The organism is Rhizobium sp. BK313, assembly GCF_014193655.1.
Lineage (GTDB): Bacteria > Pseudomonadota > Alphaproteobacteria > Rhizobiales > Rhizobiaceae > Rhizobium.
The window spans coordinates 170,997-196,835 of record NZ_JACHZQ010000006.1 but is presented as its reverse complement, the minus strand read 5'-3'; the positions used below and the strand labels follow the sequence as shown (position 1 = coordinate 196,835).

Here is a 25,839-nt window from a genome sequence, read left to right as displayed (position 1 = left end):
CAGGGTTACTAAACCCCGGATTTCTGTCGTTTAGCATTTTCCAATTATCCTGACGTCACCGGCTACCAGAGCGACTGTTCGCATTTCCGCGACCGTATCCGCGCGTCTTATGACCTTCGAAAGGACCCGGCCGCGTAATTGCGCCGGGGAAGAAACTATGCGCGAAGCACAATCTTTAGTTGTTGATACCCTTTCGGCAACAGTCGATGAACTGTGCCAGAAATTCGGCGTCTGGAAGACGGCGTGGGCGTTGTTTTTCGTCGTCTGGAGGCGTCGCCAAACGGAGAACCAAATCTCCCACCTGCCGGATCGCATGCGCCACGACATCGGCCTTCCGGATGGTCAGGAAGCCTCTGGACTTCCTGTTTGGAATTTTCGGACGTGGTAAGAGGCCATGGTGGAGAGAGGGCGAGGGGACTCCTCTCAATAGGGTCGCGTCATGGATACTGGCTTCTATGCCAGCATCCATGATGGATCACGAATCTGGTTTGGGATCCCGCCCAATTCCGAAAAGCAATGATCGTCTCTAGAACCGTCAGGCAATGGCGTGTTCCGCGCCGCAGCATGGCGGGATATTTAGTGTTGAAACTAAAAAAACCGCGCTCCTATGTGGCAGGCGGTTTTGATTTCCCAACCATCTGAAATCTATTTGGAATCTGGCTTCATAATCAGGAATTATGTGGTTCTCCGTCGGCCCAGTAGCCAGGAGGGGAAACCCGCCGCGGTCAGTCTTCCACCAACTCAATCTCGGGACGGCCGGCAAGGGTGAGCCGCAGGCGGCCGCGCTCGGCGCGCTCGAGCATGATCGGGCCTGCCTTTTCCTCCAGTCGCCGGCGCAGCAAAATCAGCCGGGTCTCCAGATTGTCCTTGAAATCTGGCAGTTGCAGGCGCCGGTCCCGGCGTATCTCACGGTTCAGAAAGTCCCGCTTGCCGGTGCGTGCATAGTCCTCGAGGAAGTGCAGGAGCAGCCGCCCCGGCACGCCCCGGATGAGATAATCGTTGTCGATGAACAGCGAGCCATCGCGCGGATAGAAGCGCACGGCGATGCGCCGACCGCCAGGCAGCCTCACGGCCTCGTCGGCCTCCGCCTCCGCCTTCTCGCGCAAGCCCGTCTCCGCCCGCTCGCGTTCCTCGGAAAGAAAGGAGAGCGCGGTGGCCAGATGCGCGGCGATCACGGTCAGTGCCTCCTCGTCGCGATGGCGGAAGGTGAACCGCTCCGCCGATTCCGAGAAGAGCACGCCGACGAGCCTTCCCCGCGAGACAAGCGGCAGCGCGGTCTGGCTGAGCGGCTTGTCGAGCGCCGGAAGCGGGATCGGCGTTGCATCCTCGACGCCCGCCATGGCCCGCACCGCCTGGATGTAGCGCTGGCCGCGACTCAGGTCGGTGATCCGCACATTGCGCCGCCGCTCCGCCGCAACCCCGATAATGCCGTGCCCGGGCGGAACTTCGGCGCCAAAGCCGAACTGGTCATAGCCGCGGCTGGCGATCGTCGTCAGCCCGCCGCGTTCGCCGTCCGGCACCAGCACCATGGAATGGTGGTAGCCGAACAACTCGCCAAGGCCCTCAAGCGTCACGTCGAGCAGCGTTTCCGGATCGCTGCAGTCCGGCATCCGCGCCGTCAGCCTCGCCACCTTGCCCATCAGGTCGGGCAGCACAAGCTGTTCCGGCTCGACCAGCGGATGGGCGGCTGGCACGGCCCGACAGTCCTCCACCCGGTAGATGTCGACGGCGCGCAGTTTCATGATCCCGGTCATCCGGCTTTCCAGGATCGCCAGATGGATCGCCACCCGCTCGAAGGTATCGCTCTCCGTCTCGGAGCGCTCGAACACCAAGTCGAGCACGTGCTGCTGGCCGCTATAGCCGTCGACCACCATCACGGTCGCGAGCCCGTTGCGCGCCACATTCGTGGCGGTCTTGGAGAAAAACTGGTTGGAGAGCGCGACATGCGTCTCATCGACGTAATGCACATGCGAGAGATAGGAGATATTGGGCATTCCATCCGCATCGGTGGTGGCGATGACGGAGGGAATGACGCCCTCGAAACTGTCGCGCAGCCTTTCGAGTGGGATCATGCGACAGCTTCCGGCGTCAGCCTGCGCCCGGCGCCCGGCCCGGGTGTCTGCTCGAAGATCTCCTTAGGCTCGATCGTCAGGCAGACGAGTTCCTGGTCCGAGAGCGTGCTGGAGAGTTGCATCCGGGTGACCCCAAGCGCCAACATCCGCGCGAGCTGTTCTGCGACATAAGCCTGGCCCAGTGCCTGGAAGGCGGCATCCGCCGGCCCCGCCTCAAGGACCCGGCCCTTGATCTGGCAGGCCTTGTAGTCGGTGGCCCGCACATAGGTCGTGGCAATCGGTCGGCCGGGCAGTGCCTCGCCCACGGCCTTCGGCCATTGGCCGCGGGAGGCGAGAAAGTGCAGATGCCCGCTCTCCCGGTCGAAGCGCACGCCGGAACCGCGGCCAATCATCGGCCGGCCGGCCTCGTCGCGCGTCGCGAACAGGATCATGACGGGACTTTCTATGAATTCCGCGAGTTCCGACCCCAGCACTGCTTTTCCCCATGGTATGCCGCGATGATAGTTAGTTAGGATATTCTTAGCAATCGCTGCGGTTGCTTAGGATGGTTTTAGGAAGCGTCTCGGAAAGGCCTCGGCTATCTCTCGGCCATCAGCCCGGCGCACAGGAAGAGACGCCGGCCAACGAGAGGAAAACCATCATGAGCCACGAATTCTCGCTTACCAGCATTCCCGATCTCAACGGCCGTTACGACATCTACGGCGCGGTGCACAAGGGCCTGCGCAAGGCCGGCTGCGACCTGCTCGGACGCCTCGGCACGGCCGATTTCCAGAACGCTGAGGAGACGGGCTTCCTGATCGACGACCTTCGCAATTACCTGATGCTCGCCGCTTCCCACGTCAATCACGAGGATGAGCACATCCACATGGCGCTCGCCGACAAGGGCGTCTCGACCGTCACGCTGGACGAGCAGCACGACGACCACCGCACCGCCTTCCGCGAGCTGGAAGAACTGATCGCCGCCTGGGAAAAGGCCAGGCCGCTGCATAAGCCCGCCTGCGGCCGCAAGCTCTATCTTGCCTTCGCCGCCTATATCGCCGATGATCTCGCGCATATGCACGAGGAGGAGACGGTGACCGGCCCTCTGTTGTGGCGCAACTTCACCTACAACGAAATCCTCGGTATCGAGATGCGCATCATCGCCTCCCTGCCGCCGGAAAAGAGCATGGCCTTCATGCGCATCATGGTCCCGGCGATCAATCCGGTGGAGCGCGCGGCACTCTTGGGCGCCATGAAAAAGGACGCGCCGCCGGCAATCTTCCAGGCGGTCATCGACTTCGCCGTTCGTCCGGGCCTATCGGCCAGCGACTTCGCCCAGCTTGCCGACGCGCTGAGGCTGGCGGCCTGAGGAGGCTGCTGCGGACGGAGGATCGAGGCTCCGCCCGCAGCATCGCCGAGAATTCCCGGAGAAAACCATGTGCAAACCGAACGGCGAGGCCGGCATCCCGGCCGAGTGTCCGCGCCGCGGCGATTGTCGCGGCTGCCCCGCGTTGCCTTCCGCCATGGCGGGTGAGGGGATCGGCGCGCGTCTCAACGCTCCCGTCAGGGAAGAGCGCCCGCCGCCAGCGTCGGTCTTCCTGGAGACGTGCCTCAGATTTGGGAATTCTATGGCGATTCCGAAAAAACAAGAACCGCGCTAGCCCCTTTGACGCAGGTCCGAAACGGGTCTGCGTCGACTTATCCAGCTGCTCAGAGGATTCAGCGGGAACACCTCGAAACGAACATCGATCGCCCCAAGACGTTGTCACTTGAGCAAGGGACAGGAGACCACACCGAGGACACGATCCACTGAACCCGGTATCGTGCCCAGGAGCACTGTGATCTCTATCCCTTATTCAATTCGTCGAATTAAGGGGTCGCTCCAGCTAGTTCGAGTGGATTACAGCTTGAAGCCTGCCGACGTGGCATCGTTGTAGAACATCTTCACCGTATCCAGCGAATATTGATCAAGGTCGTAACCGACCAGCGACAGTTTCTTCAGAATATCGTTGGTCACGGTGATGACGTGACAGCCGATCTGATCTGCCTGGAAGATGTTGAGAAGTTCGCGCGGGCTTGCCCAGATCAACTCGGCGGCGGGAGCTACCTTCAACATTTCGACTGCAGCGGCCATCAAGGGCACAGGATCGCGGCCCGTGTCGGCGATACGTCCGGCAAAGACGGATACATAGCTTGCAACATCCGGATCGAGCGAGGCAACGACATCACGAACCTGGCTGAGCGTCATGATCGCCGTCACGTTCAGTTTCACCTTTTTGGCCGCCAGCTTCTTGATCAGCGCATAGGCAGTTTCTTGCTTGGTATTGGTTACGGGGATTTTGACGTAGACATTGTCGCCCCAGCTGGCAATTTCCAACGCCTGCGCTTCCATCTCCGCGAAATCGTCTGAGAACACCTCAAACGAAAGGGGCTTGTCGGCAATCGTCGTCAGGATGTCCTTGCAGAATGCACGATAGTCGGTGATGCCCGCCTTCTTCATAAGCGTCGGGTTGGTGGTCAAGCCCTTGACGAATGGCTTAGCATACATTTCAAGCATGCCGGCTTTATCAGCGCCGTCAGCAAAAATCTTGACGTTTAGCTCTTCCACTTTGGTCATTGCACTTTCTCCAGAATGTAAGCCGCAGCTTTGCCGAGCGAAGTTACGCGGCAGTCTACTGCTTCAGGTTGTTTTTCGCTGTAGCCATAGTCGATGAAGATCGTTTTGCAGCCGGCATTTTGTCCCGCTTCGACATCGCGCCAACGGTCGCCGATCATGAAGGAGCGAGTCATGTCGATGTTGTGCAGTGCTGCAGCAGCGAGAAGCGATCCAGGACGTGGTTTGCGACAATCACAGCCATCACCGCTGTCGTGATAGCAGGTCCGGAACTCGTCAATCGGTAGGGAGGCGCTGAGGTAATTGTTGATAGCCTCCACGGCCTCCCTGGTCGTTGTGCCTCGCGCAACATCTGGCTGGTTCGTAATCACGATTAACAGGTAACCGTGCTCCTTGAGCCTGGCCAGCGCTTCGGCGACATCCGGCAGAATTTCCGTCTCCTCGACGGTCGACGGCGGATAGGGCTTGCCCTCGCGCACCATAGCGCGGTTTATCACACCGTCCCGATCCAGGAAGACTGCCTTGGCCATTTAGCGTACCGCCGATTCCCACTTAGTATCATTAGCTTTCAGCTTCGGATGTGATACCAGCAAATGCCAGACAACCGCCTGGAAAGCTTCCGAGTGAGGCGTGATCGTTTCCGTGTTGACCGTCGGCACGACGACGCACACATCCGCGACCTTAGCCGTATAGCCACCATCGCGCCCGACAACGCCGGTGATCTTTGCGCCAACATCTCTTGCCAGCTTCAGAGCCTCGACCAGATTGGGGCTAATGTTCTTTTCGAGATTGCCGCCGCCCACCGAAAGGATGAACAGGACATCCTTCGAATTCAGCTTGCTGATCTTCAGCCATTCGGCAAAGATTGTGGACCAACCCTCATCGTTGGTGCGCGCCGTCAGCTCCGAGACATTGTCAGTCGGAGCATAGCTCTCGATGCCGACGATCTTACGAAAATCATTGACAGCGTGGGATGCATTTCCAGCACTACCGCCAACGCCCAGGAAGAAGATTCGCCCACCCTCTGCCTTCACGGTCGCCAGCAGGTCGGCCATCCCCTCAATCGCGCTGATGTCCAGCTTCTGGATGATTTCTGCAGCTTCTTTCAGGTGTTGTTCAGCGTAGCTCATTGTTTCCGGTGCTCCCTAAAATAGATTTCTGCTTCCTGTAGACCGCTATGGGATCCGATTTCATAAAACCGCTCACTGACTTCATAACCAGCCAATTGGCCGCGCACTGACAGAGCGTGATAGAGGTCGGCGATATCGAAGACCTCTCCCGGTTCGTATGTCTCTAGTGCGCTCGCTTGCAGTATCCCCAGGCCATAGTCGATATACTTCATATCTGGACTTGGCTCGCGCTTATTGTATTCAATCAGCTGCCCGTCGCGAAACAGGACGTTGCTCTTGTCCCACCGATCGCCATTGTCGAGCACCGTCATCAGCCCCGGTTTGCGCGTCGCATGAAAGGCCGCCTCTACCTTCGAGAAGTCAATCGGCAGGAAAGAGTCGCCGTAGAGGATAAAGAAACTGTCTGCCAACATGGACAGCGCCTGTCGCACCGCTCCGCCCGTACCAAGCAGGCGTGGGCCGTCTGGAGAGTATTTTACATTGAGCCCGAATGACGCACCGTCGCCCACCAGATCTTCGATCATTTCGCCAAGGTAACCAACGCAGAGCACGACGTCGGTCAAATTTTGTTCGCGAAGATAACGCAGCTGATGGAAAATGAAGGGCTCGCCCGCGACTTCCACCAGCGACTTGGGAATCTTTTCGGTAATCGGACGCAAACGTGTCGCCAGGCCACCCGCCAGTATGCAGACGCCCAACGTCATGAAGCCAAAACCACTTTGGTGCCCTCGAAGTCAAACCGGAATCTGACTTCTTCGAGCCCGGCCGCCGCCATTGTATGGCGCAGCTTGTTGCGATCCTTGGCAAGGAACATCAAGAAACCTCCTCCACCAGCGCCAACGAGCTTGCCACCGACTGCACCATTCTTCATTCCAAGTTCGTACCACTCATCGATCTTAGGATTGGTCATTCCACCGGAGCGGCGCTTTTTATGCTCCCAATGCTCGTGCATGAGTTCGCCAAAAAGGGTCGTCTTGCCATCGATCAATGCATCGCGGCTACGATAGCCGAGGTCTTTTACATAATGCAGGTTCTTCAGCATGTCGGAGTCTTGCTGCTGAGATCTGACCTGCTGGTCCTTGAGGATCCCGCTGGCGCTGCGAGAAAAGCCGGTAAAGAACAATAAAAGATTGTCTTCCAGATCGAACATCGTATCCATCGAAAGACCGAGCGGCTCGGCCGATACCTTGTCATCCTTGTGGAAGGTGAAACAGGTCACGCCGCCGATGGCAGCGATATATTGGTCCTGCTTGCCGATCGGCTCGCCCAGACGATCGATTTCGATGTGGCATGCGAGCTCGGCAAGCTCTTCTTGATGCAGATGACGCCGGCGATGCGTGTAGAGCGCCTTGAGAAGTGCAGTGGTGAAGCTTCCCGAGGAACCCAAACCGGTGCCTGCAGGAATATCCGCAAGGGTCGTAATTTCCACTTGCGGCGTATTGAACCCAAGCATCTGGAGCGATTCCCGGATAATCGGATGTTTTACGTCCAATATCTTATCAACGTGTTCCAGGTGGGAATATTTTAGATAGATGCCTTCCGTGAAAGGGCGCATCACTGTGACATACACGTATTTGTCGATCGCGGCAGAGACGAGAAAGCCTTCATGATCCCGGTAGTAGGAAGGCAGATCGGTTCCGCCGCCGCCCAAGGTGATGCGCAACGGACTACGCGCGATGATCATAGCCAGACTCCTGATAGATCTTTTCGATAATCCTCAACGACTCATAGGCGTCAGCGAGCCCTGCTGCGCTCGGACGATCGAGCTTGATGTCGTCATAAAACTCTTCCAATTCGACCGACCATGAATTGTCGGCCATTGGATATTCCCATGATGTCGTTTCAGGCGGCCCCATTTCGGGGAGCATATGATAGTGGGTCAGTCGCTCTACACCGTAGCTGCCGCCGAGCCCGGAAATCTCCAACTTGCCTATCTTTCCGTAGATCTCCATGGAGAACATGTTTTTCCACTCCGTGCAGGAGACATGGAGGAAAGCTGCTTGCTTCTTTTCAGTCTTGAGAAGCATGAACCCGTTATCGTCGACCGGCATGTCCCAGTAGTAGGTATTGGCGAAGCCGGAGACATCGACGAACTCGCCGAGGAACCAGCGCGACAGATCTATGAGATGAGGTCCTTGGTCGATGAGTTCGCCGCCACCGGACAGGGCGGGATTTGACCGCCACTCTCTATCATAGCCGATACGACCTCCGTGCCCGTAACGTGCGCGGATGAACATCAGCTCACCGAGAGCGCCGTCATCGATGATCTCCTTGGCTTTGCGCAAGGCGCGATGGTAGCGATGGTTGAAGCCCACGTGCACCTTTACGCGGGTTGCTTCAGCGGCCGCCATCACCGGCACAAGCTCGGCAGCAAAACGAGCCGCCGGCTTCTCCACGAGTACGTGCTTTCCGGCTTGCGCTGCCGCCAGTGTCAATTCTGCCAACGAGTCATGAAGTGTGGCAATGATGACAATATCTACGTCCGGCAAGCCCAGCACGTCCCGCCAATCGCTGAATGCGCGCGCGCCACGACTGGCAGCGAGCTTTTCGGCTCTGGGCAAATCCTTGTCTGCACATGCCACCAACCGTGCCCTGGCACCAAGCGCCCCCGCTCGTTTTTGCCCGATCAATCCGCAACCGATAATGGCTACGCCGAATACGTCATCTGTCATCAGAACGAAACAACCTTGTCCTGCCGAAGTTGAGGTGCAACCGATAGCCTCTTGACCGAGGCATCGGCAAGCTGTGATTCAAATATTGGCCTCTTTTCCAGCAAAAACTGCGGACTACGACGCTTATATTTAAGGTGAATGAAAGCCAAAGCAGCTTCGTCAGAGCTGTCGGCGTGCGAAACGTCGACCAGGTTTTTTGCACCTGTCCACGGCATTACTTGTCGCCCCAGGTGAAGCCGCGATCTCGACCCGTAATTCGACGTAACGTATAGGCATCGGTCTTAGCGAGGTCGTCGCTATGCTCCGGCCAGTGCTCCCAATTGTCCCATACGGCGCTTATGAGCTTGCCGGTAATTCCGTCACTTGCGGCGGAAGCCAGAAAGAGGGCGAGTTCGGCGCCTCTCCCGATCGGGGCGCCGCCGCTTTCCTTTTGCTTCAATGCACGCTCATAAAACGCATGCCCCACCTTCTCAGGCCCTGCGTCAAGCACCTCGTCAAGCATACGGGTATTGAGCGCGCCTGGCGCGATGCAGTTGACGTCAATTCCGAGCCCCCGGACCTCTTCCGCGAGCGTTTCGGCAAAACGCACGATTGCTGCCTTGGACGCTGCATAGGCGCTTATGCGGGGCAGGGGATTGGTGGCCCCCCCGCCTGAGAGCTGTATGATCTTGCCGTAACTCTGGTGCTTGAAATGCCCAAGGAGCTCGCGGCAAATCAGGACTGAGCCGAAAATATTGATTTCCATGGCCCGGACCCACTCGGACCAGTCGACGGTTTCGATCTCGCCCTTCGGACCGTAGACGCCAGCGTTGTTTACCAAAATCTGGCAGCTTCCAAACTCCGACAGAGTGGCTTTTACCACTGCTTCGACATCAGCCTGCTTTGATACGTCTGCGGATAAAGATGACACCCGCTGCTCAGGAGTTGCCAAAGCCTGGAGCTCTGTCTTGGCAGCATCCAGCAGGTCGCTGTTTCTCGCACAAATCATGAGGTCAGCGCCGGCCGTGACGTATCTACGGGCGATCTCAAGTCCCAGGCCCTGATTGGCGCCGGTAATGATTGCGACGCGGCCTTTAAGCGGCTTTTCTTCCACTAGGACATTCCTTCGGACTGCGGGCTGCCTACAGCGATGTAAGTTAAACCCAATGCCTTTGCCTGTGCTTGCACAAAGCGATTTGCGTCAATTACTGCGAGTTGTCGGCATTCAGGCATCGGCAGCGTTTCAACACGGTTTCGATACTCTGGCCACTCGGTCCCGATTACCAGAATCCGGGCGCCACGCGCTGCCTCAACCGCATCTTGATGGCGGTGAACCGATCCTGCCCACCGCTCCGGCAATTCAGTGGCTGCCGGATCATGCACCTGGACGGCAGCACCCTGAGCCATAAGCCAGTCGCATAGTTCCACTGATTGCGATCGCCGCAAGGTGCTGGTGCCAGGCTTGTAGGTGAGACCCCATACAGCGACCTTGACCCCTGACAAGGCATTCACCAGACCGCCAATTTTTCGGCGTGTCCACGTCTTGTGCTCGTCATTGCTGACTTTTACGGAGGAAAGAAGCGGTGTTGCGAGGCCACCTTTGCCACCGCTTGCCTCGCGAAGGAATTCGATGTCACGCGCCAGCGTTCCTCCGGCAAATGGCCCACCCGGCGACAAATATGCCTTAGGACCGATGCGTGCCTCGGTCTTCAAGCCGCGCTCGACCTCCTTTGCGTCGGCGCCGACCAACTCACAGATGGCCGCAATCTCATTTGCGAAAGTCACCGACGTTGCGAGAAACGCGTTGATAGCATGTTTTGTCATCTCGGCCGATTCAACCGACATCCACTCGAGTTTGTCGGTCACCGGTGACAAGAGCGCCGCAAGGCGTTCTTTCGTGATCGCATCCCGTACGCCTATGACGATTCTGTCCGGGCTGAGGAAGACTTTTAGTGCGCCGCCCAGACGCAAATTCTCGGGGCTGCACGCAAAGTGCAGATGATCGCGGCCGATCGACCGGGAATATGTCTCCAACGCCGCGATGGAGCCAACGGGCATTTGCGACGAGATGAGCACGACGGCGCCAGATTTGAGATGGGGCAAGCTCGCCTCGATCCTCGATGAAACGTATCGCACATCTGCGCGATCATCATCATCGACGGGCGTGTCGTAGGCGACCCAAAGAACATCAGCGTCGGCCAACGCTGAGGTCGGATCGGTTGTGAAACCAAGTTTCCCGCTGGCCAAACCTGCCGCTAGAAGATCGTCAAGTCCGGGTTCCAGGAGCGGAGCCGCCCCCTTTTTCAGGCCAGCGATGACCTCCGAATTGTCGTCGAGGCCGACCACATCGTGCCCAACGCTGGCCAGGCAGGCGGCAGTTACGGAGCCAAGGTGCCAAAGCCCTTGTACGCAAACTTTCATTTTACGTCCTTGCGTTAAAGACCCATTCGTTTGCCCGAAGGTATTCAACCGTCTTCAAAACGCCGTCCCGGATTGAATACTTCGGCTTCCAGCCCAGCGATTGGATGCGCTTGGTATCAAGAAAAATGAATGGGTTGTCGCCGATCCAGCCGCGATCTCCGCCGCTATATTCCAGCTTTGGGGACAGTCCCAATGTCTCACATATCCAGCCGATCGAGTCGTTGACTTCGCAATAGCCGTCGACACCCAAATTGAAAATGTTGACCTTCGCTTCAGCCTTTTCCATCGCCAGGAGGATCGCATCGATGCAATCCTGAACGTGGAGGTAGGATTTGCGCTGCTTGCCGTTGCCGAGCACCGGAAGACGCGTCGGATCTTTCTTCAGCTTCTCATAGAAGTCGAAAACATGGCCGTGTGTGTAGCGCTCGCCGAGAATGGACACGAAACGGAAGATGCAGGCTTGGAATCCGAAGCCCTCGCAATAGGCCGAAATCAAGCCTTCTCCAGCAGCCTTCGAGGCGCCATAGAGGGAAGTCTGTATAGGGAAGGGACCGTCTTCCGGAGTGGGAATGACTGGCGCTTCCCCATAGACCGAGCCGGTCGACGAGAACGCGATCTTGCGAACGCCGTTAGCGCGCATTGCCTCCAGCACGTTATAGGTCGCGATGGTATTCTGCTCGAGATCTTTGCGCGGATGCTCCGTACCAAAGCGAACATCAGCATTTGCGGCCAGGTGAAACACTGCGTCCGCGCCGTGAAAAGCGGCCTTCAGGAGGTCAAGATCGAGAATATCCATCTCGACCAGCCGGAAATTCGCATTTGCTAGCGCGCCTTCGAGGAAAGGGCGTTGGCCGGTCGAAAAATTGTCGACGCCGATGACTGCATGTCCGTCACCGAGCAGACGATCGACCAGATTGCTTCCGATGAAGCCCGCGCAACCCGTCACCACAAATGTGCTAGCCAAAATTACCCCCTGCTATGCTGGAAAACCCACAGTTTCGTGACCCCATACCCCAGTCCAACCGTGACGGCAACCGCGACGCCAACGCCGAGGTATGTGGACTGACCTGAGACGTCAACCACAATATAGACGACGATCAAAGTGATGATGTAGTTCACAACGACCAGGCAGATGTAACGCAGGGCCTCCATAAGTATTTTGGGGCTCCTGCTTCTAAACGTAAATATTTTGTTTGCGGAAAAATGGAAAGCAATTGCACAGAAATAAGAAATACTGACGGCGACGACGTGATGGAGATGGAGGACCGTTACCGTCAAGAAAAGAACTGAGAAATACAGCGCCGCAGTCAACGCTCCTACCAAAAAGTACTTTATGACCTGAAACCTCGGGTCGTGAAGGAGATTCATCGTTTACTTCGTCCCGTTGCTGTGGACAGTGGCCTCCACCCCTGTGAGCGAGGCTTCCATCCCCATCACGGCGGCCGCCAATAACACGCGTCAGCGTATTGTGCTACTTTATGGCTGTCATCGTCACTCGGATGCCAAAGGGAAGCGAGATTCCCGACAGGAAATTGACCTCAATCTTCATCAGCAGTTCCATGAGTACGCTGTTTCTAGTCGAGGCGGCCTGACGTGTCACCGTATTCTTGGCGCTTTTTGCGCCAAAATACTTGTCCTTCAGCTTCACCAAAGCAAACATTGGAAACAGTAGGAAGCCGAGGTGAGATTCGCTTGCTATGCGAAAGCCCGCGTTGCTCAGCTTTTGATGGAGCTCTCTCCGGGTATATCGACGAAAATGGTGGAGTTCGACATCATAGGGACCAAATAATCTGGGTCCTGCGGGCACTTCAACGACCAAGAGGCCGCCCGGCTTTAGAAGATCATATGCTCGCTTCATGGCCAGCACATCGTCTCCTATGTGCTCGAAGACATTGAGCATGACAATGACGTCGACGGATTCCGGCGGCAGCGGGCATTGCAGCAGATCGAAGCGAACCAACGGAATGTTGGGAAGATCCCTCGCTAACTTGATAAGAGGTGCTTTGACCACATCCGCACCGATCAGCGAACAATCTGGAAGCGCGCTAGACATGTCTCGGAGCAAAAATCCCGATGAACAACCAATGTCCATCACGACCCTATCGCCGGATCCTTTGTACTTCTCAATCTCTTTAATTGCGCGAGTTCGGGACGCCACGTCGATGGGGTGATGTTCACCGGCTGCTTCTTCGTGAAGTTGGGTAAGGTCGTCAGACCAACCTTCAAAATTTTCGCTGTATTCCAATATAGGAAGCGTCTTGTCGCCTATAACGAACTCACGGCCATTCCACACGGGCTCTTCGGTATAGCCTTGGGGAGAGGGAAGCTTAAATGGGATCACGACTTCTGCTCCGTAAAATTAACCTGCCGATCGACGATGTACATTGGCCGGCGCTTGACCTCGTCATAGATTCTACCGACGTATTCGCCGATAAGGCCGAGCCCAAGCAGCTGGACGCCTGAGAAGAAGGTGACGATTAGAACTGTCGTTGAGAGGCCGGCGGACAAATCTATCCCGATGATCTTCTGGAGAACATACCACGCGCCAAGCAGGAAGCTGAATGCGGCAAGGATGAAACCGGCAATCGACATCATGAATAGGGGACGCGAGGAGAAGCTGACCAGCCCATTCAGACCGATCTTAAACGATCCGGTCAGCCGGTTATAGTTTCCTTTTCCAGCAAATCGTTCGTCGCGATCATATTCGATGAACCCCTGCTTGAAACCAACGTATGCGACCAAGCCCCTCAGAAATCCGTGGGTCTCATTAAGTTGCCGCAGCTGTTCGATAACGCGGCGCGTCATGATCCTGAAATCGCCGGTGTTGCGGGGGATTTTGACGTCGCTCAGCTTGTTGATGACGGTATAGCCGAAATGCGAAATCAGACGCTTGAACCAAGTCTCGCCGCGTCGGCTGCGGCGCGTGGCATACACCACCTCGAAGCCTTCGGAGAGTTTGCCATAAAGCTGTTCGATCAGTTCCGGTTGATCCTGGAGGTCGACATCTATCACGACGCACGTCTCACCAGTGCAGGCCAATATGCCTGCCATGGTGGCGGCGGGTTGTCCGAACCGGCGCGAAAACAACAGGAGCTTGATATTGGAGTTACGATTGATTTCCTCGAGAATAACCTCCTCGGTACGATCCGGTGACGGATCCAAGGAGAAAATAATCTCGTATGTTTTTCCCATTTTTTCGAACACCGCTTCGGCTCGAGCAAGAAAAGGGCGGATGTTCGCCTCTTCCTTATAAACGGGGACAATCAGGGAAATTTGCGGAACCATAGCAATCTCTGGTCTACCTATTTGATTCCATCGAAGCTGATATACAGACCCGGCGGTTTGGTAAAGTCCGATTGCCCGCAAGTGCCGACATTATCCAAAACCGGGATCAGCGGGAGGATTGTTGGTCTTCTATAATTTATCGGCAATGGATCAACTGCTGAACGAAACATTGCGGCCGATGAGCCGCCGCGTTTCTACTGCCAAATGCCTTTGGAGCTAGAGTTTGCTCGCACTGTCCGCCTCCGGAGCGGTCCAATCGTCGATCTTAACTTAGGCCCTGAACATAACGGGTTTCCCACTCGTCTTCGCATGCAGGAACGATGTTGCTTTCGTCGCGCCAAAAGCAACTCTGCGGTACCATTTACGTGGCGCGTCTAGTGCTAGTCTTTTGGCACAATCGAAAAGCTGGATATCGCCAAGCCAAGCAGGCGGTCGTCACTTGAGCCCGCCCGGGCTGGCGATGTAGCATCAGGAAATTCCATTTCAACGTCCAACAAGGATGGATTTGCCGGATCACCCGGAGCGGCCAGAACGATGTCTTTTTTGTCCATTGAGTTCATATCCACCGTCTGTGGTGCCGATCCGTTCACTCGGAAAATAATTCGCTGACGTTCAACTTTGCCGGGCACGAGATATGTGCCGGCCTTAAGAACAATATTGGTCGCTTGTTTTGTTAAATCACATTCACATGTGGCTTCGAGAGATGCGTTGTTTCCGTTCGTCCAACGTCCCCACGATTCTGAACCTGAGAAGCCAGTCAATCTGAGGCAGTCCGTTTCAGTTCCCGCCAAATCTATCTCAGTTTTCACCGGCAACATGCGGTCGGCGCCCTTTGCCGAAATGCCGGTAACCAACTTAATGCTCTTTCGTCCAACGCAGTCCTGGCGAAGGGAAGCTATCTCTGTGTATTTTACCAAGTCTTCCTTCGAGCTCGCGCCGTAGTTGGTAGCGCGCGAAAAGACGATTGGTTTGTTATTGACGTAGATAGCGGCAGCCATTCGCTCTATAACTTCGGGAACATCAATATAGACGGCTTGCGCTGTCGGAATATCTTCCGCTTTGGCCACATCGCGTAAGCTCTCGCGGAAATAGAAAGCATTTTTGCTCACATCGGTGAAATATAGCGTGATATTCGCAACTATACATAGAGCGATGACCGTCAGCACTCCCTTGAATATCGCTCGCGCGCCATGGCCACGGTATAGGAGGAGGAGAAGGCAGAGAATGTAAGCCACAACAACGAACCCCATCGTAAAGGGTAACGTGGATGCAAACTTCCATTGCTTATAGGATTCGCCAAATACTCCCCAGGCCACCAGATAAAGCGCTGTTGAGAAGCCAAAACAGCCGAGTGTGAAAAGTCGGGCAGCTCGATTATCCGTCCTGTCGAATTTTAGAGCAATGACCAGGCAGCCACAGGCGACAAGGATCACGGGTAGTGATTGAATGCCGGCGGAAAGATATGAATCCGACGCCTGCCATGGCACTGGTGCACCGAGAAGCAAGGCAAGATTTACAAACGGTTTTGGCCATCCCGCATCGGCGGTAGCCGCAAAGATTATCTTCTTTGCGGCTATGACGTAGCGGCTGGTGCCGAGGATGAGGTCGAAAAGGTTGACGGCCAGCAACATTCCAAGCGAGGCCAGTCCCGCCGCAAAGAAACTCCTTAATGTAACTGGCGAGTTCCTGACAACGAGCGCGACGCCGAAGGCGAATGAGGCCAACAATAGGTATTGGACATACCAGGGATGATAAACGAACATCACGGTGGCAGAGCATATCAAAATTGTGGCAATGGCGGCGTGTACGGATGATGCCGTCTTGTTGGTGGCCTCGGCGATATAGAGGATCGACACCAAAAGGAGCCCCATGAAGAACATCTGGGCGAGGAAATAGCAGAGAACGATATAGGAGAACAGCGTGGAGGTCGTTACCAATATGGCGATCACGGCTGCCAGACGTGCGGGCAAAGCGAACACCCGTTGACATATATTGACGATGCCAAGAGCGACCAGTCCTATGGCGACACCCATTACTGGTATCGCACATTTTTCGACGCCGACCCGCAATACGAAAGACGACATTGCAACCAAATTAAAGCAACCATAGACGTCGGTCGTGATGAAATCACGGAGATCCATCGAGCTCAATATCGTTGTCGCTGACGGCAAATCGAGAAGCACTACACCCGATTTCAGGTACGCGAGAAGATCGCCGTTGCCGTTCGTCAGCAGCGGCAAAGCGCCGACCTTGATCTTGGCAAAACTCAGTATGCTGTATGCAAAAACCGGCAACAGGAATGTTGCCGCGGTCGCCATCAATGGTGGCAATTGTTTGCGGATCGTCGCGGGTCCGTTCGCCTTCAAATATCGAGTACCTGCAACAACTACGCAGATTGTGCCGATCACGATTAAGGTCGCAAAAGGCAGCTTTACGCTGATACCAAACCTAAAAGCATACCAAGAGGCTACTGAAACCAAAAGCATCCCACACATAATGCCGAATGCTGCGGTCACCTTTACGCCAGTGCGAGCCGAAAAAAAATTCGATACGGGGAACCCTATCAATAACAGCACGATCGTAATGATTGATGACCTCAGTGTCCCAACCATCGCGTGGATGAGCACTTCGGCAATATGGTCAAAATTCATCCGCAATCGTCCCGATTAGTCGCTTTGGGCGAAGCAGTAACGCAGACCCAATGGAGTGACAACTCCATCCCCACCATATCGGCTCGTCCGGGCATCTTTTCCGTGCTGCATCGGCACTGGCTAAGATGCTGGTGAGCGAGGGCGGCCATTTTTGTTTCGGCGATTGCGGGCTGAGACTCACTTGGCCAAGTCGGCGGCGCGTGGGCAACTTTTTCTCCCAAGTACAGGCTATTTGCCGCGCCGGATCATGATGCCGACCGAGGTACTCACATATTGCCCCAGGAGAAGCTTAAGATGCGGGTTGTGGCTATAGGGCGGTACGTCGACATGGTGATCAATCGGCGTTGCCGTGGGGGTGACCGTTAGTCCCTCCACCTCATGGCCCTCATCGCGCATCCGCTCGATGAAGCCTTCCAGATCCCTGCGGCGGAACAGGACGGTATCGCCATTTTCAACAGTCTCCTCATTTGAGGATAGGTTGAGTTCTGTCGTCTGCACGGAGATGCCGCCAACCTTGATCGTCTTCAGGCTGTTGGCAATGAATTCGAGGCCGAGTTCGATGCTGCCAAGATGTTCGAGGCAGCAAGCTGACCAGCAGAAGTCGAATCCCGTGAGATCGGGAGGGATGTGGTTCATGTCAGCGGTGGAGTAGGTGACGCGCTCGAAGAACTCTTTTTCGTCAATCATCCCGCGGTAATTCATATCGGAAAGCGCGCGCGAGAACTCTTTGCTTTCTGTCCATTTCTCACCAATGATTTCCGATGGCGCGTCAGTGGCATGAATGCTGCAGCCTCTTGCAGCAAAGAGGGCGGGCAACGGCTCCTGCCCGGCGCCGAAACACAGGCCCCGTTTTCCCGGAGCGATCATGCCACCAATGGTCAGCTTGTGCTGAATGTACGCGAACTCCCATAGCTTCCTGTGCATCTGGAACGGATGATCGTTGAAGGAAGTTAGGAAGTCCCGGTAGGCCGGATGAAAAAAGTCCGATGCGATGGGATACGAATGCGCCATATATTCCGCGTTTGCACTGCCGGAAAACACACCGCCTAGCAAGTAAAAGGAGTCGTTGCTCGCTTTGGCCACACTCAAGCTCGCTTCCAATTTTGCAAGCTTGCTCGAGAGTTCGCTAACGCGGTTCGCCTCCGCGCGCAAATGATCGCGCTCCACGATGAGATCTTGTCGCTCCTGCCAGAGGCGACGTATTGGACCAATAAGTAACGCGAGCTGCTTCATGAAGATTCCCCCTCTCTCCATTGCACGCAAAGCGATAGCACCCTGACCGTCACCTCGCAAGGCAGCCGTCACCGTGAGGATACGCAGATTGTGTCGCTCGAGTGCGTGTAGACGGATAACAATGGGCCGGATGAAAGCGTCGTCAAAACGCTTCAGCAAGTGGCAGTATCTCGCTTGTGCGGGGCAGTCTAGCTCTTGATAGTCTTCTCGCAGGCAAGCTAGGTCGCCTTAGGTTTCATGCTGCCTGCAATTCTTGAACTCGAGTGCACAACTGACGCATGTGCAATCTATACCTACGAATGAAACTCAATGCCGGACGGTTGATGGAGCTTTCCAACCCTGCACACCGTCGACGGCTATTTGCGGTGTTCCGCCGACTATTCCGATGATAGCCGGTCGTTCCATCTCAAGGCTCCAACCGTTTGCCAATAGAGTTGACATTATGCGTCCTTCGATTTGACGGGAGTGCGTCCCAATTACGATATATCTTACGCACTGATTTAAATCCTCCACGGTGGCGTCTACGTAGTCCGCTTCGCCGCCTTGTATGTCGATATGCAGGAGGTCAATTGGTTCGCCAAGCGTGATCTCGTCGAGCGAAAGAGCGGGCAATATCTGGAATTGTCCCGAAGCAGTTGCTTCGCGAACTTGCAGATCGGTTGCATTTAGAATTGGTTCTGAGCCCCACGACGCGCCAGCATTCTCGACGACAGGAAATAGCGCCGTGCCTTTTCGAGGAGCCGCAACGCCATGAATTATTCTGTAGTCGCCGGATGAGAAACCATTGCTAGCCAATGCCTCTTTGGCAAATTCGACATGATCGCCATCGCCCTCAATACCAATTAATTGGACGTTGAGGCCGCGATTTCGGGCTGCCACCCCTGTATTATTTAACCAGCAGCCCCAACCGCAGCCTAGTTCAACAGCCCTGAACTTTTCTTCGGCCAGATCTACTGCCCTCAAGGCAGCAGCCCACTCTGCAATGTCAGCGTGCCAATTCGCAGGAATTGGAGGGGGTTCTATCGTTCCTGCTTTGCCGTCGAGAATGCCTGGAAAAAATCTCGGGGAGACCTTTACGCCTAAGAAGTTTGTTACGTGAGTGTCATCGGCAACGAGGTTGGTTTGCTCGTGTCTCTTCAGAACGTCTAACGCATCGAAACTGCAATTGTAATGAAAGAAAGGATTTTGCTGTACCTGAGATCCAGCCTCGAGCGAGAGAAGTAGCTCTTTGTTGGCCTTTGCAAGGGCATCGCGCTCGGAAATCAGTGCCATTCTGTCGTGCCACAAACGCCTTATCGGCGGCGCCATTAGCGCAAGCGCTTTAAGTGGCATCTCCAACTCGCTTCCGTTGAGGACAGTGAGCACGTATCACATCGCAGGAGCACAGATAGCAAAATTTGTCCACGTCGTCCATATTTGGACACGTTCTCAATCTCGCGGATCCATTTAAAGGCAATATCTAGAAAATTAAAAAATATAATTTGTAGTTTCGCGTCCTATTTCACGTTTATACCGTAGTTTAAGCCGAGGAAAAACCTCTGCGAGTCGATATTATGTTATAAATAACGTGTAAAGAAAATTTTGATCTGCCATTTAATTTCCATACTGCAACAAATATTGTTTTGAATGATCAAGCTTAATCTACTATTGCAGTGGCCGAGTCTCCCGCTCAATTATAGCTTTTTTGAATACATCTACGAGCTGTAGCGCGCTCTTTTGCCAATTGAAGCGAGCTGCGTTGGGTCGGGAGTTTTCAACTAGCCTGGCGTACAGGGAATCGTCAGTCGCGAGTCGCTGCAACCCGTCCTTTATCGATTGAACGTTTTCGGGGTCCACCAATATCCCCGCGTCGCCGGCGACTTCTGGCATTGACGACGTGTTTGAGGTCAATACGGGAACTCCCCATGAGTTGGCTTCTATTATAGGAAATCCGAAACCTTCATAGAGGGATGGCATCGCAAGAAACCTTGCGTTGCCATAGAGTTGCGCCAGATCGGCGTCTGACACATAACCCGTTAGTCGAACAAACGCTTCAATTCCCAATTCCGCAACGAGTTGTTTTAGATCACCTAGCCGCCAGCCTTGGCCGCCGGCAAGCACAATAAAAAATCTATCTTTTGTAGATTCAGGTAGTAAAGCATAAGCTTGTAGTAGCTTATGGAGGTTTTTACGAGGCTCAAGCGTGCCCACAAAAAGAATGTAGGGGCGATCAATACCAAACTGCGAGAGATCTTTTGTAGAATTCACTTCCGAAATTGCTGTGAGGCCAGGATAAATAACTGTCAGTTTGTCATCGAAGCCGTGAAACTGTTGTTTTATCGCGTTCGCCGTTGCCTCTGAATCGGCGACCACCTGATCTGCAACTGCGATGGCAGGCTTCATTAACCAGCGGTCGCCCATCCACGTCTGCCATCGCATGGTGGCAGCCATATCGCGCCAAACCAGATCGTGTATCGTCACCACACGCGCGACACGTTTATCGAAAAAAAAAGGTAACCGGTGCGCAGGTCCCCAAAGGACGTCGAGTTGATCCTTCGCGGCAAGTAGCGGTAACTGTGTCTGCGCCCAAATCATGCGCCTTATTCCGCCAGGAAACCGAGACGCGCGGACCGTCGTGAAGGGAAGCTCCTTTTCCAGGTCCCGGTTCGGCGTATCGGGCAAGTAGAGATAGAGCTGGTGACCAAGATCAAGGAGATGACGGCTCATTTCGAGGACATAGCGTCCAATTCCCGTCATCTCAGTCACAAGATTTCGTGCGTCTACGCCAATCCTTAGCCGCTGGACATTGTGCCGGCTTAGCGACTCCCCTCCAATCATAGGGGAACTCGCAAGGGACCGCGCGACCATCCGACCGCCTTTTGAAAAAGGCCAAGCTCGGCGTAAGCGCCGCCCCTTTTCTTTAGATCGGAGGGGATGTCGATCGAAATGTACAAGCTCTCTTTCGGAGGCAGAACGAATGGGATGCGGGCGCTTGTGCGATCGTCCAAAACTGTCCTTCCGTCGTCGCTCAGTACTCTACAGCCTAAGGTAATAGCGAAGGACCCGTCATTTGCGCCGAGGCTAGACCATAGCTTTTCGGAAAGATTAGTGACGCGCAACGTGTACTTGACCGTTCCCGTGGATCCGCCGTCGGCCGGGCCATCAACGAGCTCGATTTCATTTTGGGTGTCGCTGGGAGGCAGCGGCTCTACCATCGTTGTCATTCCGATATTGCTGATCGGTACGTATGCTTTGTCTGAAGTGGGCCGGTAGATTTTATACCAATCTTCAGTCAACACGACCCTTTCCAATTCCTTGGAGCTGTCCCCCCAAGTCGTCCAGTTGTTGACTTCCGCATTCTTCTGAGGACCATCTGCTGCGGCGAGAAATGATCGGACAGCGTCCGCGAGAGACTCTGCTGAACCGGGGGTAAAGAATTGGCAATTCTGTCCGCGCGCGGTGACTTCGCGGAACACAGGTATATCACTCGCTATGACTGATTTCCCAAAATGCCCCGCTTCGACTATTGGAAGGCCAAAACCCTCGGCATAGGACGCGGCCAAAAGTGCATTGCAGCGGGCGTATTCGTTCTGCAATTGATCATCAGAAATACCATTGTGCCAGAACAGTCGGCGTCCGTATTCGGAGTGGCCTTCTATTTTTCGAACGAGATGCTCCACACCCCATCCTGGCTTGCCGACGATCGTAAGGCTGATGTCCAGACCTTCGTCCCATAGCTGTTCAAACGCGGCAAGTGCGACCGAATGGCCTTTGCGAGGCTCGAGCGTTCCGACCATAAGGATGCTCGGGCGTTCATCTTGCCGAACGGGATCAATCGCGGTGGCACCGCCATTTTCAGCGAAATCTGCACCGAGATGCCAATAGCCTATCTTCATTTCTCTCGGAAACTGGATTGCTTCGAGAAAGGCAGTGAGCTCGTCAGCGACGGCCTTCGAGATGCAGACAAAGGCTGTCGAATAGGATAGGGCCGTCTGGAACCAGGCGGAAAAAATTGGCGGCATGATCGGGCTGCAAAACGCCGGAAAGCGCAGCGGGATAGTATCGTAGAGACACGAGATTACGCGGGCTCCCCGCAGGCGGGCAGAGCGCAACGTCATATAATGATGCCTGTAAAACTCCCAGGAGCTGTCGAGCATCAAGATCACGTCGTCGGAGGAGAACTCCAGCCGATTGTCTTCTGTGAAGGCGAGGGGGCTGGCTGATTTCTCAAGAGTGTTGGGAATGCTGAACCAGCCGTCGGATGAATCGCTATATGCAATTACCTTTTCGATCCCGCCGCTCTCACTTTCGTCCTGAGCTGCTCCAAGATTGGCGCAGATATTTTTGACCACGCGTTGGATACCAGTTTTATGGTCGACGCGATACGTAGCGGTCGCATCGACGATGAGGCGTGCCCCGGCGGAGGCCACTTTTTCGGAGCGAGCCAGCGTTTCGGCGATTGCGTCGGTCGGAACGGTTGTGTCTTCGAGGTTTCGGAGGACAGCCTCTTGGATCGCCGACGCTGAGGCTTCGGCGCCGACAGGCCTCACATTGGCTGCAGCTGCAGCTTTTTTTAAAGCCTCGACCGCAATGGCCGCGGATTTGGCCCAACTGAATTCCTGAGCCCGGCAACGCTGCCTTTCGGCGACGGACTTTGTCGCTTCCGGATGGGTAAGGGCATGTTTCATGACACGAACGATGTCATTCACATCGGCCGGATCGAACAGAAGTTCTTCGTCGCCGATGACCTCCGGTAAAGCCCCCGTATTCGAGGCAATGATCGGCGCGCCACAGGTCATGGCTTCCAGGGCAGTAAGACCAAAACCTTCAAGCAAGGAGGGCTGAATTGCCAGATCTGTCGCTTTATAAAGCGAAACGAGCTGGCTGTCAGTGACATGGCCGAGAACCACAAGATCTTTTTCTGGAAGACCAAGCTTCTTCCAACGGTCCTCCTCATCCTTTAGGAGCGCTCGCGGGTGATCTCCAGCCAGGACGAAACTATAGCGATCGCGCACATCTGATGGGAGCTGCGCGAAGGCCTGGATGGCGGACTTGACATTCTTCCGCCAGTCCAGCGCGCCTACGTAGAGGATAAAAGGCTTTTCGATCGATTGCGGCATCCTGATATCAGGATGTTCGATCGCGTCGATGAAATCCTTCGAGACGCCGGCGAGTATGTTAATGGAGCGATGGTTCCTTGAGATTTCAACACATTCGTTGCGAGAATATTCCGAGATGCAAAGGTTCAGGTCATATCGTGAATAGAGCGCGAGGCGTCGATGGTAGTATGCTCGCATCGCAGAAGACGTGAGATATTGCTGAGGATAGCGATAGGGGATCGCATCGTAGAAGATAGAAGCAATTGGCATTCCCGAGATGTCGTTCGGAACAAGAGGGACCGCCTTTTCTCCGACACCTTCGAAGGGACTTGTCGAGAGTGCTATATCAGGCTTCAAACAGGCGACATGATAGGCAAGCGCAACCTCGCTTAACCGCCGTTTTTCTGTATAGCCGTTGATCGCTTCGCCCGCTTCGGCAGCGCCATGCCATATGTGGATGTTGCCGGGCTTAATCCATTTCTGCAAATGATCGCGGGCCGCCAGCGCCTCCAGCGGCATTGCTGCATTGAGCGAAACAAGAAGTTCAACATCTGGATGGTTGTCGACAATTCCAAGCACTAGTTCCTGTACGTACCGCCCAATCCCTCGCAATCTGCTTGCCGTCTGGAAGCACTGACCATCAATCCATAGCCGCATAGGCCCTTATCTCTCGCTTTTTGCTGGAATATCTTCGAGCAGTTGTTTCCACCGGGCCGAAGCGCCTCTGGGCGCGTCGATATACCATTCTGCTTCGCGGCCGCCGTCTAAACCGTGCGGCGTTACACCATATCCACGCGATCTTGCAAATGCTTCCAGCCTGCTCCTAATTTTCGGATAGCGATAAAGCAGCCGAAGACATCTGTCTTTCCACTGAGGGTGGCGTGAAAGCCAGCGAATGATCTTTTCGAGCAGGATCTTTACACTGTTTCGCGGCAGGCGGAGTGACCTTGCTTTCAGAGCGTTGACTTCACGCAGCGGGCGCGTCAGCCGCCATGAAAGACTTTGGTAAACCTCGTGCAACTGCGAGCTGGTTGTCGCTTCTCGGTAGTGTGATGCAGAGAGTTCTCCTTCCAATATACGGATTCGTCGATCGTCTTCTTGAACGATCCGGGCCTGCTCCGCCATTTGATAGGCATGTTCGGTATGGGCGCGCTCCAACTGTTGATCGCGCTCGGCCAGTCGTGACCGCAGGACGGCGGTGTAGGGGGTCTTATCCGCTAGCACAAAACCATCGAAGACATTCGGGCCAGGGCCGAAGAAATGCAGAAGTTCCTGATGTTGTTCGCTTACGTAGAAGCGGCTCAAACCGTCGAAATACGCAAACTTGTAACCCATCTCCAGCAATTTGGGTTCCCACTTTTCGTAGTTCGTTTCCTGTGAATTCGGCAACGTACTTTCCATGACGACAACCCAGGGTCGTGCAGGAGACGGCGCCCAGCTCTCTATGACCGATGCCTCCATACCTTCGACGTCGACCTTTAGCCAATGGATTTCCCGGTCTTGAGCCTGCGCGAAGACGGCCGATAACGGCATAAGTGGAACATCGGTTTCAACGATGCTGTGGCCTGCGGTTTGATGCGTCACCGCGATATCGCGATCACTGGTGCTTAGGCCGGTGTCCGGAACCTCAAAGAAGCGGATGGAGCCATCGCCGCTGCCGATCGCGGCTTGGATAACAATCTCATCCGGTCGGTCTTGCCGCACCTTTTCGGCATAATGCGTCGTTGCCTCGGCATGAATACCGCGCCAGCCTTTTTCATAGAAGCCACGGCTGACCGATTCGACGACAGGATCCTGCGCTCCAATATCTATATAGAACCCATTTTCGATCTGCTTCAGGGCTCGCCAAAGAATGACGTCTTCAAAATTTTGCGCGTAAGAAACAAACATTATAGTTCCGGAAACAATGAATGGCGGGCAGTATTGCGGCTTATATGAGGTAGCGTCACACTCGCGTCCTGACGGAAAAAGCTCGCGACAACAAGGCCATCGCCGCTGAAGGATTCCTGAACATCATGCTCGATCAATATGCGTCCGCCGAGTGATGTGATTTTCTCGACACAGTCGCGATGCGTCGTCTTCGAGCCGGAGATGGAGCTATGATGGGTCGAGGCGACCAGAAATCGCACCCGTCCGTTTTCGATTGCCTGCGCCATGGACTTCAGAAACGGCAGCTCCGCTCCTTGGACATCCATATGAAGGATTTCGATCGTGTTTTCGCCGGCGAGCCTCGAAATCGAATCCATGTTGAAGCAGGGGAGTGTCAACTCGGTGCCCAGACTTTCCGCATGAAGCGCGAACGCAGCCTGCTCCTTTTCTCCCACCCATGCGCTTTGCAACGCGACACGTTGCTGTACGTCGTTCAACGCAATATTTCTTTCACCGACGGCACGATTTTGCGGGTCGGGCTCGACACAGATTGCGCGAGAGCCCGGTATCTCATGGAGATACCAAAGACTATAATAGGCCCAGAATGCTCCAAGTTCGACGATAAGCGAATTGTGCCGACACAGGCGCAACAAGCTGTCGAAAATAAGTTCTTCCTGCGGCTCATGATGTCCACGAAGCGCGCGTATGACATGCGCCATCCAATCGCCGTGGTAGCCGCCAGCAACGACTTTAACGCCGTTGTGCATGATCTGTACCGGACCGCTCTCGGTTTCAATAATCCGACCGGCATCCGCGACCTTGGGGATATGTTCGCAGTCCTTGCAGCCGATGGTCA

At 55.1% G+C, this 25,839-nt stretch carries 24 protein-coding genes; 2 read left to right on the top strand and 22 right to left on the bottom strand.

Annotated features, from left to right (window positions below; genetic code table 11):
• Positions 1–157 precede the first annotated feature (157 nt).
• A complete protein-coding gene (locus FHT86_RS27265; RefSeq protein ID WP_133710077.1) occupies positions 158–388 on the top strand; it encodes a DUF1127 domain-containing protein in 231 nt (76 codons plus the stop codon).
• 337 nt (positions 389–725) lie between these two features.
• Here FHT86_RS27265 and FHT86_RS27260 read toward each other — a convergent pair whose 3' ends face one another.
• Positions 726–2,072, bottom strand: a complete 1,347-nt coding sequence (locus FHT86_RS27260; RefSeq protein ID WP_133710078.1) for a GAF domain-containing protein — start codon at positions 2,070–2,072, stop codon at positions 726–728.
• Positions 2,069–2,545 (bottom strand): hypothetical protein, encoded by a 477-nt coding sequence (locus FHT86_RS27255; RefSeq protein WP_133710079.1) that lies wholly within the window; start codon positions 2,543–2,545, stop codon positions 2,069–2,071. The genes FHT86_RS27260 and FHT86_RS27255 overlap by 4 nt, the downstream gene beginning before the upstream one ends.
• Before the next feature lie 167 nt (positions 2,546–2,712).
• On the opposite strand from FHT86_RS27255, the gene FHT86_RS27250 reads away from it, so the two are divergent.
• Positions 2,713–3,420: a hypothetical protein gene (locus FHT86_RS27250; protein ID WP_133710080.1), complete on the top strand. Its 708-nt coding sequence runs from the start codon at positions 2,713–2,715 to the stop codon at positions 3,418–3,420.
• Between the two features lie 531 nt (positions 3,421–3,951).
• Here FHT86_RS27250 and FHT86_RS27245 read toward each other — a convergent pair.
• From FHT86_RS27245 to FHT86_RS27150, 20 genes are all read right to left on the bottom strand, one after another.
• Positions 3,952–4,668: a transaldolase gene (locus FHT86_RS27245; RefSeq protein WP_133710082.1), complete on the bottom strand. Its 717-nt coding sequence runs from the start codon at positions 4,666–4,668 to the stop codon at positions 3,952–3,954.
• Positions 4,665–5,195 (bottom strand): D-glycero-alpha-D-manno-heptose-1,7-bisphosphate 7-phosphatase, encoded by a 531-nt coding sequence (locus tag FHT86_RS27240; RefSeq protein WP_133710083.1) that lies wholly within the window; start codon positions 5,193–5,195, stop codon positions 4,665–4,667. The genes FHT86_RS27245 and FHT86_RS27240 overlap by 4 nt, the downstream gene beginning before the upstream one ends.
• Positions 5,196–5,795, bottom strand: a complete 600-nt coding sequence (locus FHT86_RS27235) for an SIS domain-containing protein (protein ID WP_133710084.1) — start codon at positions 5,793–5,795, stop codon at positions 5,196–5,198.
• Positions 5,792–6,499 carry a nucleotidyltransferase family protein gene (locus tag FHT86_RS27230; protein ID WP_133710085.1) on the bottom strand — a complete coding sequence of 236 codons (708 nt, stop codon included), beginning with the start codon at positions 6,497–6,499 and terminating at the stop codon, positions 5,792–5,794. Before FHT86_RS27230 ends, FHT86_RS27235 begins: the two co-directional genes overlap by 4 nt.
• A complete protein-coding gene (locus tag FHT86_RS27225; RefSeq protein ID WP_133710086.1) occupies positions 6,496–7,479 on the bottom strand; it encodes a galactokinase in 984 nt (327 codons plus the stop codon). Before FHT86_RS27225 ends, FHT86_RS27230 begins: the two co-directional genes overlap by 4 nt.
• The gene (locus FHT86_RS27220) at positions 7,463–8,467 is read right to left on the bottom strand and encodes a Gfo/Idh/MocA family protein (protein ID WP_133710087.1); all 1,005 of its coding nucleotides are present in this window, start codon (positions 8,465–8,467) and stop codon (positions 7,463–7,465) included. The genes FHT86_RS27225 and FHT86_RS27220 overlap by 17 nt, the downstream gene beginning before the upstream one ends.
• Entirely contained in the window at positions 8,467–8,682 is a 216-nt protein-coding gene (locus FHT86_RS27215) for a hypothetical protein (RefSeq protein WP_133710088.1), read from the bottom strand. The genes FHT86_RS27220 and FHT86_RS27215 overlap by 1 nt, the downstream gene beginning before the upstream one ends.
• Entirely contained in the window at positions 8,682–9,560 is an 879-nt protein-coding gene (locus tag FHT86_RS27210) for an SDR family NAD(P)-dependent oxidoreductase (RefSeq protein WP_133710089.1), read from the bottom strand. The genes FHT86_RS27215 and FHT86_RS27210 overlap by 1 nt, the downstream gene beginning before the upstream one ends.
• A complete protein-coding gene (locus FHT86_RS27205; RefSeq protein ID WP_133710090.1) occupies positions 9,560–10,867 on the bottom strand; it encodes a UDP-glucose dehydrogenase family protein in 1,308 nt (435 codons plus the stop codon). The genes FHT86_RS27210 and FHT86_RS27205 overlap by 1 nt, the downstream gene beginning before the upstream one ends.
• A 1-nt stretch (position 10,868) precedes the next feature.
• On the bottom strand, positions 10,869–11,831 hold the full coding sequence (locus FHT86_RS27200; RefSeq protein ID WP_133710091.1) for an NAD-dependent epimerase/dehydratase family protein: 963 nt from the start codon (positions 11,829–11,831) through the stop codon (positions 10,869–10,871).
• A 2-nt stretch (positions 11,832–11,833) separates the two neighbouring features.
• Entirely contained in the window at positions 11,834–12,235 is a 402-nt protein-coding gene (locus FHT86_RS27195; protein WP_133710092.1) for a GtrA family protein, read from the bottom strand.
• Between the two features lie 103 nt (positions 12,236–12,338).
• The gene (locus FHT86_RS27190; protein ID WP_133710093.1) at positions 12,339–13,208 is read right to left on the bottom strand and encodes a class I SAM-dependent methyltransferase; all 870 of its coding nucleotides are present in this window, start codon (positions 13,206–13,208) and stop codon (positions 12,339–12,341) included.
• Entirely contained in the window at positions 13,205–14,233 is a 1,029-nt protein-coding gene (locus tag FHT86_RS27185) for a glycosyltransferase family 2 protein (RefSeq protein WP_208116681.1), read from the bottom strand. Before FHT86_RS27185 ends, FHT86_RS27190 begins: the two co-directional genes overlap by 4 nt.
• Positions 14,234–14,532: 299 nt before the next feature.
• Complete coding sequence (locus FHT86_RS27180) at positions 14,533–16,803, bottom strand: hypothetical protein (protein WP_133710094.1); 2,271 nt, start codon at positions 16,801–16,803, stop codon at positions 14,533–14,535.
• A gap of 228 nt (positions 16,804–17,031) precedes the next feature.
• Positions 17,032–18,195 carry a hypothetical protein gene (locus tag FHT86_RS27175; protein ID WP_166656937.1) on the bottom strand — a complete coding sequence of 388 codons (1,164 nt, stop codon included), beginning with the start codon at positions 18,193–18,195 and terminating at the stop codon, positions 17,032–17,034.
• Positions 18,196–18,342: 147 nt separating this feature from the next.
• Positions 18,343–19,308, bottom strand: a complete 966-nt coding sequence (locus FHT86_RS27170) for a class I SAM-dependent methyltransferase (protein WP_246779682.1) — start codon at positions 19,306–19,308, stop codon at positions 18,343–18,345.
• A gap of 372 nt (positions 19,309–19,680) precedes the next feature.
• Positions 19,681–20,772 (bottom strand): glycosyltransferase family 4 protein, encoded by a 1,092-nt coding sequence (locus tag FHT86_RS27165; protein ID WP_246779710.1) that lies wholly within the window; start codon positions 20,770–20,772, stop codon positions 19,681–19,683.
• Between the two features lie 77 nt (positions 20,773–20,849).
• Positions 20,850–23,693 (bottom strand): glycosyltransferase family 1 protein, encoded by a 2,844-nt coding sequence (locus FHT86_RS27160; protein ID WP_166656938.1) that lies wholly within the window; start codon positions 23,691–23,693, stop codon positions 20,850–20,852.
• Between the two features lie 84 nt (positions 23,694–23,777).
• Positions 23,778–25,004, bottom strand: coding sequence for an FkbM family methyltransferase (locus FHT86_RS27155; protein WP_133710099.1), 1,227 nt, complete (start codon positions 25,002–25,004; stop codon positions 23,778–23,780).
• Positions 25,004–25,702 carry an FkbM family methyltransferase gene (locus FHT86_RS27150; RefSeq protein ID WP_246779708.1) on the bottom strand — a complete coding sequence of 233 codons (699 nt, stop codon included), beginning with the start codon at positions 25,700–25,702 and terminating at the stop codon, positions 25,004–25,006. The genes FHT86_RS27155 and FHT86_RS27150 overlap by 1 nt, the downstream gene beginning before the upstream one ends.
• Positions 25,703–25,839 lie beyond the last annotated feature (137 nt).

Coding starts and splice junctions, on each gene's coding strand:
- FHT86_RS27265 (WP_133710077.1), top strand. CDS start 158: ATGCGCGAAGCACAATCTTTAGTTGTTGATACCCTTTCGGCAACAGTC.
- FHT86_RS27260 (WP_133710078.1), bottom strand. CDS start 2,072: ATGATCCCACTCGAAAGGCTGCGCGACAGTTTCGAGGGCGTCATTCCC.
- FHT86_RS27250 (WP_133710080.1), top strand. CDS start 2,713: ATGAGCCACGAATTCTCGCTTACCAGCATTCCCGATCTCAACGGCCGT.
- FHT86_RS27245 (WP_133710082.1), bottom strand. CDS start 4,668: ATGACCAAAGTGGAAGAGCTAAACGTCAAGATTTTTGCTGACGGCGCT.
- FHT86_RS27240 (WP_133710083.1), bottom strand. CDS start 5,195: ATGGCCAAGGCAGTCTTCCTGGATCGGGACGGTGTGATAAACCGCGCT.
- FHT86_RS27235 (WP_133710084.1), bottom strand. CDS start 5,795: ATGAGCTACGCTGAACAACACCTGAAAGAAGCTGCAGAAATCATCCAG.
- FHT86_RS27230 (WP_133710085.1), bottom strand. CDS start 6,499: ATGACGTTGGGCGTCTGCATACTGGCGGGTGGCCTGGCGACACGTTTG.
- FHT86_RS27225 (WP_133710086.1), bottom strand. CDS start 7,479: ATGATCATCGCGCGTAGTCCGTTGCGCATCACCTTGGGCGGCGGCGGA.
- FHT86_RS27220 (WP_133710087.1), bottom strand. CDS start 8,467: ATGACAGATGACGTATTCGGCGTAGCCATTATCGGTTGCGGATTGATC.
- FHT86_RS27215 (WP_133710088.1), bottom strand. CDS start 8,682: ATGCCGTGGACAGGTGCAAAAAACCTGGTCGACGTTTCGCACGCCGAC.
- FHT86_RS27205 (WP_133710090.1), bottom strand. CDS start 10,867: ATGAAAGTTTGCGTACAAGGGCTTTGGCACCTTGGCTCCGTAACTGCC.
- FHT86_RS27195 (WP_133710092.1), bottom strand. CDS start 12,235: ATGAATCTCCTTCACGACCCGAGGTTTCAGGTCATAAAGTACTTTTTG.
- FHT86_RS27180 (WP_133710094.1), bottom strand. CDS start 16,803: ATGAATTTTGACCATATTGCCGAAGTGCTCATCCACGCGATGGTTGGG.
- FHT86_RS27170 (WP_246779682.1), bottom strand. CDS start 19,308: ATGGCACTGATTTCCGAGCGCGATGCCCTTGCAAAGGCCAACAAAGAG.
- FHT86_RS27165 (WP_246779710.1), bottom strand. CDS start 20,772: ATGACGGGAATTGGACGCTATGTCCTCGAAATGAGCCGTCATCTCCTT.
- FHT86_RS27155 (WP_133710099.1), bottom strand. CDS start 25,004: ATGTTTGTTTCTTACGCGCAAAATTTTGAAGACGTCATTCTTTGGCGA.
- FHT86_RS27150 (WP_246779708.1), bottom strand. CDS start 25,702: ATGGCGCATGTCATACGCGCGCTTCGTGGACATCATGAGCCGCAGGAA.